This window comes from Vibrio sp. 10N.222.48.A3 (assembly GCF_041475345.1).
GTDB lineage: Bacteria > Pseudomonadota > Gammaproteobacteria > Enterobacterales > Vibrionaceae > Vibrio > Vibrio tasmaniensis_A.
The window spans coordinates 1-7095 of sequence record NZ_JBFRVX010000073.1; the positions used below are offsets into that span (position 1 = coordinate 1).

Consider the following 7095-nt stretch of genomic DNA (forward strand, 5'->3'; position numbering starts at 1 on the left):
CTCTAAAATAGTACTGCAAGGCGACTTAACTTATGTAACCGCTGGTGATGTTCAACATGCCTTTAGCGAGCTAGAGCATATTGGAACATTCATGTCTCAAGATATTGGCGTGTTGCAACACAGTTTAGAAGCGTTGCCTTGGGTTTCTGTTGTCTCGATTCGTAAGCAGTGGCCAGACACAATAAAAGTATTTTTGACTGAGTATCATGCGACAGCTATCTGGAATGGCAATATGCTGTTGAATGAAGATGGTCAGGTGTTTAATGGTGATATTGGCCTTTTGAAGGGTGATAGAGTTAAACTTTACGGTCCAGATGGCACTAGCCAACAAGTGATTGAAAAGTGGCGACAGATAACGCCTTTAATTAACAGCCTAGGGTTAACCGTTACCTCGCTCGTTCTCAATGAGCGTCGCGCCTGGCAAATCATTCTAGACAACGGTATTCGTTTAGAATTAGGTAAAGATTTTTTAGATGAGCGTGTTGAGCGCTTTATTTCGCTTTACAACGAATTAGGTAGTAAGGCGAATCAAGTGAGCTACATCGACCTCAGGTACGATACGGGAGCCGCTGTAGGCTGGTTTCCAGAGCAAGAGTTAGAAGAGAGTACAGATGACTAAGACCGCAGATGACAACATAATCGTTGGTCTTGATATAGGCACTGCGACCATATCAGCTCTAGTTGGTGAAATATTGCCTGATGGTCAAATCAATATCATTGGTTCTGGGCAAAGCCCATCCAGAGGTATGGATAAAGGTGGTGTAAACGACCTAGAGTCGGTAGTTAAGTCGGTTCAGCGAGCTATTGATCAAGCAGAGTTGATGGCGGAATGCCAAATCAGCAATGTATTTATCTCGCTATCGGGTAAACATATCGCAAGCCGAATTGAAAAAGGCATGGGCACTATCTCTGATGAAGAAGTGTCTCAAGACGATATGGATCGAGCGATCCATACCGCGAAATCAATTAAAATAGGTGATGAGCAGAGAATTCTGCACGTGATCCCACAAGAATTTACCATTGATTATCAAGAAGGGATTAAGAACCCACTTGGTTTATCTGGTGTTCGAATGGAAGTCAGTGTTCACCTAATTTCTTGCCATAGCGACATGGCGAGAAACATTATTAAAGCTGTTGAACGATGTGGTCTCACTGTAGAACAAATCGTGTTTTCAGGACTTGCCTCAAGTAATGCGGTAATTACTGACGACGAGAGAGAGCTTGGAGTCTGTGTTGTTGATATTGGTGCTGGTACGATGGATATTTCCATTTGGACTGGCGGCGCACTGCGACACACAGAAGTCTTTTCCTACGCAGGAAATGCAGTAACCAGTGATATTGCCTTCGCTTTTGGCACGCCAGTGAGCGATGCTGAAGAGATAAAAGTAAACCATGGTTGCGCTCTGAGTGAACTCGTAAGCAAGGATGATTCTGTTAACGTCCCTAGTGTAGGTGGCCGTCCATCGAGAAGTTTGCAAAGACAAACTTTGTCGGAAGTGATTGAACCACGTTACACTGAACTTATGGGGCTCGTTAACCAAACTATTGATACGGTTCAATTACAGCTACGAGATGAAGGTATTAAACACCACCTTGCAGCTGGCGTCGTTCTCACTGGTGGAGCGGCACAAATTGACGGATTGGTAGAGTGTGCGGAACGTGTTTTCCGCAATCAAGTTCGAGTTGGTAAGCCGTTAGAAGTTAGTGGTTTAACCGACTATGTTAAAGAGCCGTATCATTCTACGGCGGTTGGTTTACTTCATTACGCAAGAGATTGTCAGATCAGCGATGAAGGTGATTACAGCGAACCTAAGCGTTCAGCACCTTCTATGTCTGGTTTATTTGGTAAATTGCGTAATTGGATACAAAAAGAGTTTTAACCTGAGTTGCAGGAAAAAACGGAGATAACACATGTTTGAACCGATGATGGAAATGTCTGACGATGCAGTAATTAAAGTCGTTGGAGTTGGTGGCGGTGGCGGTAACGCTGTTGAGCACATGGTGCGTGAATCAATCGAAGGTGTAGAATTCATCAGTGTTAACACTGATGCACAAGCACTTCGTAAAACAAGCGTTAGCAGCGTGATCCAAATTGGTGGTGATATCACTAAAGGTTTGGGCGCTGGTGCAAACCCACAAGTAGGCCGTGATGCAGCTCTCGAAGATCGAGAAAGAATTAAAGAAGTTCTAACTGGCGCCGATATGGTATTTATCGCAGCTGGTATGGGCGGTGGTACGGGTACAGGTGCTGCTCCAGTTATTGCTGAAGTTGCGAAAGAGCTGGGTGTGCTAACGGTTGCTGTTGTAACTAAGCCATTTAGCTTCGAAGGCAAAAAACGTTTAGCGTTTGCTGAGCAAGGTATCGAAGAGCTTTCTAAGCATGTGGATTCTTTAATTACGATTCCAAATGAAAAGCTACTTAAGGTACTTGGCCGCGGCGTCACTCTGCTAGAAGCTTTCGCAAGTGCAAATGATGTACTTAAAAATGCTGTACAAGGTATCGCTGAGCTAATTACTCGCCCAGGTATGATTAACGTCGATTTCGCGGATGTTCGCACCGTAATGTCAGAGATGGGTCATGCAATGATGGGTAGCGGTATCGCAAAAGGCGAAGACCGTGCTGAAGAAGCTGCTGAAACGGCAATTTCTAGCCCACTACTAGAAGACATCGACCTAGCTGGCGCTCGTGGCGTTCTTGTGAATATCACAGCAGGCCTAGATATGCGCTTAGATGAATTCGAAACAGTAGGTAATACAGTTAAGGCATTCGCATCTGATAACGCAACAGTTGTGATTGGTACTTCTCTAGACCCTGATATGACGGATGAAATCCGTGTAACTGTTGTAGCAACAGGTATCGGCACAGAGAAAAAACCAGACATTACATTAGTTGCTGGTGGTAAAGCTAAGGTTGCACCAACTCCTCAACCACAGGTCGCGGCTCAAACTGCACCAAAAGTGGAAGATAAAGTGGCACAACCATTGCAAGAAAAAACTGAGGTAAAACCTCAAGTTAAGCCGCAGCCAACAACGTCACCTGTTTCTTCAGGTACAGGCGCTAGCCAAAGTGCAGCACCTAAAGCTGAGAAAGAGAGTGGATACTTAGATATTCCGGCATTCTTACGACGTCAGGCTGATTAACAAATACCCAAAGTTTGACTATCGTCGAATTAATGGTAAAATTCGCGGTCGGTAAATACTGACCGTGATTTGTAGCACTGATAACGAGGCAAGCAGATGATCAGACAACGTACTCTGAAAGAAATTGTGAAAACAACTGGTGTGGGTCTCCACTCTGGTCGTAAAGTCACACTTACTCTTCGCCCGGCAGCTGCAAATACAGGTATTGTTTATCGTCGTACAGATGTAAATCCACCTGTAGATTTCCCAGCTGATCCAGCGTCAGTTCGTGACACTATGTTATGTACTGCTCTTGTTAATGACGAAGGCGTACGTATCTCTACAGTGGAACACCTTAATGCAGCTCTAGCGGGTATGGGTATCGACAACATTATTGTTGAAGTCGATGCACCAGAGATCCCAATTATGGATGGTAGCGCAAGCCCATTCGTATACTTGCTACAGCAAGCGGGTGTAGAAACACTGAATGCAGCGAAACGTTTTATTCGAATCAAAAAGCCAATCCGTTTTGAAGATGGCGATAAGTGGGCAGAGTTTGTGCCATTTAACGGCTTCCGTATGGACTTCGAAATCGAATTCAACCATCCAGCAATTGAATCTGATGAACAGCACCTGTTGTTTGATTTTTCTTCACAAGGCTTTGTGAAAGAAATTTCTCGTGCTCGTACCTTCGGCTTCATGCGTGATATTGAATACCTACAATCACAAAACTTGTGTTTGGGTGGTAGCTTTGATTGCGCAATCGTACTAGACGAATACCGAATTCTTAATGAAGAAGGTCTACGTTTCGAAAACGAGTTCGTAACGCATAAAGTGCTAGATGCGATTGGTGACCTTTACATGTGTGGACACGCTATTATCGGTGAGTTCCGAGCATACAAATCAGGTCACGGCCTAAATAATCAACTACTACGCGCAGTACTTGCTGATGCAGAAGCTTGGGAATGGGCAACATTCGAAGAAGAGGTTGGCTCTCCTGTTGCGTTTGCTGAACCAGGAATGGTTCTAGCGTAATTGTTGTTTACGACAATATAAGATTTTGAAAACCAGGTCATTGACCTGGTTTTTTTGTATCTATTTTCCAGATACAGTGTCGTCAGTATTTAAAAGTTGCCTAGTATTTGGCTACAGTCTGGCTAATCCATCAACAATTAGAAAGAAAAGTACCAAGCACATCAAACAAATGGGGTTATAAATGGTCGTTGGTGTGAAAATTACTTACACTAGAGGGCATTAATTTTAACTGAAGCCTTGAAAACTCTACTCTCAAGTACAATATCAAAGATACTAGATTTATCTCAGTATCCTTGGTTAGTAACTAAAGACTAGTTTATAGCTAGTAGAGACTGACGGCATTTAAAATAGATCGCGGACGATCTGAGAACGAAGAGATTCCAAGCACATGATTACTAAGCTGCTGACAAAGGTAATTGGCAGTCGCAATGACAGAACACTGCGCCGCCTTAGAAAAATTGTAAAAGAAATTAATAACTTCGAACCAACGTTTGAAGCTCTTTCAGACGATGAACTAAAAGCAAAAACGGTTGAGTTTCGTGAGCGCTTAGATAAAGGTGAATCGTTAGATCAACTTCTACCTGAAGCATTCGCTACGGTACGTGAAGCGTCGAAGCGTGTTTACGGCATGCGTCACTTTGACGTGCAAATGATTGGTGGCATGGTTCTAAATGCTGGCCAAATTGCAGAGATGCGTACTGGTGAAGGTAAGACACTTACCGCAACCCTACCAGCTTATCTAAACGCGCTACCAAGCAAAGGTGTTCACGTAATAACGGTGAACGATTACCTAGCGAAGCGTGATGCGGAAACAAACCGCCCATTATTTGAATTCCTTGGCATGACTGTTGGCGTGAATGTGGCAAACATGGCTCCGCCAGAGAAAAAAGAAGCGTACCAAGCTGACATCCTATACGGAACAAACAACGAGTTTGGTTTTGATTACCTTCGTGACAACATGGCTTTCCGTGCTGAAGACCGAGTTCAACGTGAGCGCTTCTTTGCTGTAGTCGATGAGGTTGACTCAATCTTAATTGATGAAGCTCGTACTCCGTTAATTATCTCTGGCCCCGCTGAAGATAGTTCTGACCTTTATACGCGCATTAACACTCTAATTCCTTCTCTAGAGCGTCAAGATAAAGAAGATTCAGAAGAGTACCGTGGTGAAGGTCACTACACCATGGACGAAAAATCAAAACAGGTTCACCTGACTGAAAACGGTCAAGAGTTTGTAGAAGAACTAATGGTCAAAAACGGCTTGATGGAAGAGGGTGACACACTTTACTCTCCAACCAATATCAGCCTATTGCACCATGTGAATGCTGCGCTTCGTGCACACGTATTGTTTGAGAAAAACGTCGACTACATCGTTACTGAAGAAGGCGAAGTGGTTATCGTTGATGAACATACTGGTCGTACTATGCCAGGTCGTCGTTGGTCTGAAGGTTTACACCAAGCTGTTGAAGCTAAAGAAGGTGTGAAGATTCAAAATGAAAACCAAACATTAGCATCGATCACATTCCAGAATTTCTTCCGTCTGTATGAAAAACTGTCAGGTATGACAGGTACTGCTGATACAGAAGCGTTCGAATTCCAGTCTATCTACGGCCTAGAAACGGTGGTTATCCCAACCAACAAGCCTATGGTTCGTAACGATATGCCAGATGTGGTTTATCGTACTGAAGAAGACAAGTTCAATGCGATCATTGAAGACATCAAAGACCGTGTAGCGGCTGGTCAGCCATCACTGGTTGGTACAGTTTCTATCGAGAAATCTGAACTGCTGTCTAACGCATTGAAAAAATCAAAAATTAAGCACAACGTTCTAAATGCTAAGTTTCATGAAATGGAAGCTGAGATCGTTGCACAAGCTGGTATGCCTGGTGCGGTAACTATCGCAACTAACATGGCCGGTCGTGGTACCGATATCGTGCTAGGTGGTAGCTGGCAGGCACAACTTGAGAAGATAGAGAACCCAACCAAAGAGCAGATCGAGAAGATCAAAGCTGATTGGAGAATCATTCACGATAAAGTACTTGAGTCAGGTGGTCTGCACATCATTGGTACTGAGCGTCATGAATCTCGCCGTATCGATAACCAGCTACGTGGTCGTTCTGGTCGTCAAGGTGATGCGGGTTCTTCTCGTTTCTACCTATCAATGGAAGATTCTCTACTACGTATATTTACGTCTGATCGTATGGCTGGTCTTATCCAAAGTGGTATGGACGAAGGCGAAGCGATTGAATCTAAGATGCTGTCTCGCTCAATTGAAAAAGCACAACGTAAAGTGGAAGGTCGTAACTTCGACATCCGTAAGCAGCTTCTTGAGTACGATGATGTAGCCAATGACCAACGTAAGGTTGTTTATGAGCTACGTGATGAACTGATGAGTTCAGATGACATCAGTGAAATGATCGAACACAACCGTGAAGATGTACTGGCGTCAGTTATTGATGAATACATCGCTCCTCAGTCTCTTGAAGATATGTGGGATATTGCGGGTCTGCAAGATCGTCTGAAGAATGACTTCGATCTAGACTTTGACATTCAAGGTTGGTTAGACGAAGACGACAAGCTTTATGAAGAAGCATTGCGTGAGCGCATTCTTGGTATGGCGGTTGATTCTTACAAACAGAAAGAAGAAGTGGTTGGTGCTCAAGTACTGCGTAACTTCGAGAAGTCTGTGATGCTACAAACGCTAGACGGCCTTTGGAAAGAGCACTTGGCTGCGATGGATCACCTTCGTCAAGGTATCCACTTACGTGGTTATGCTCAGAAGAACCCGAAACAAGAGTATAAGCGCGAGTCGTTTGAACTGTTTGAAGGCCTACTAGATGTACTGAAAACAGACGTTGTGACCATCCTTTCTAAAGTTCGTGTTCAGCAACAAGAAGAAGTTGAAAAGATGGAAGCTCAACGTCAAGCTCAAGCTGAACAAGC

At 43.9% G+C, this 7095-nt stretch carries 5 protein-coding genes; all 5 read left to right on the forward strand.

From position 1 onward, the window contains the following. Positions 1-619: cell division protein FtsQ/DivIB (locus AB4653_RS02690; protein ID WP_372103269.1), on the forward strand; the 619-nt coding region annotated here is incomplete at its 5' end. Continuing rightward, a complete protein-coding gene (ftsA, locus tag AB4653_RS02695; protein WP_004729844.1) occupies positions 612-1880 on the forward strand; it encodes a cell division protein FtsA in 1269 nt (422 codons plus the stop codon). The genes AB4653_RS02690 and ftsA, both read left to right, overlap by 8 nt. Positions 1881-1911: 31 nt before the next feature. Next, positions 1912-3141: a cell division protein FtsZ gene (gene ftsZ, locus AB4653_RS02700; protein ID WP_012603216.1), complete on the forward strand. Its 1230-nt coding sequence runs from the start codon at positions 1912-1914 to the stop codon at positions 3139-3141. A gap of 96 nt (positions 3142-3237) precedes the next feature. Further along, positions 3238-4155: a UDP-3-O-acyl-N-acetylglucosamine deacetylase gene (lpxC, locus tag AB4653_RS02705; RefSeq protein ID WP_009848388.1), complete on the forward strand. Its 918-nt coding sequence runs from the start codon at positions 3238-3240 to the stop codon at positions 4153-4155. A gap of 388 nt (positions 4156-4543) precedes the next feature. Then, positions 4544-7095: preprotein translocase subunit SecA (gene secA, locus AB4653_RS02710; RefSeq protein WP_372103273.1), on the forward strand; the 2552-nt coding region annotated here is incomplete at its 3' end.

What these genes read in the sequence shown, in the direction of transcription:
- ftsA (WP_004729844.1), top strand. Translation starts at nt 612, where the DNA reads ATGACTAAGACCGCAGATGACAACATAATCGTTGGTCTTGATATAGGC.
- ftsZ (WP_012603216.1), top strand. Translation starts at nt 1,912, where the DNA reads ATGTTTGAACCGATGATGGAAATGTCTGACGATGCAGTAATTAAAGTC.
- lpxC (WP_009848388.1), top strand. Translation starts at nt 3,238, where the DNA reads ATGATCAGACAACGTACTCTGAAAGAAATTGTGAAAACAACTGGTGTG.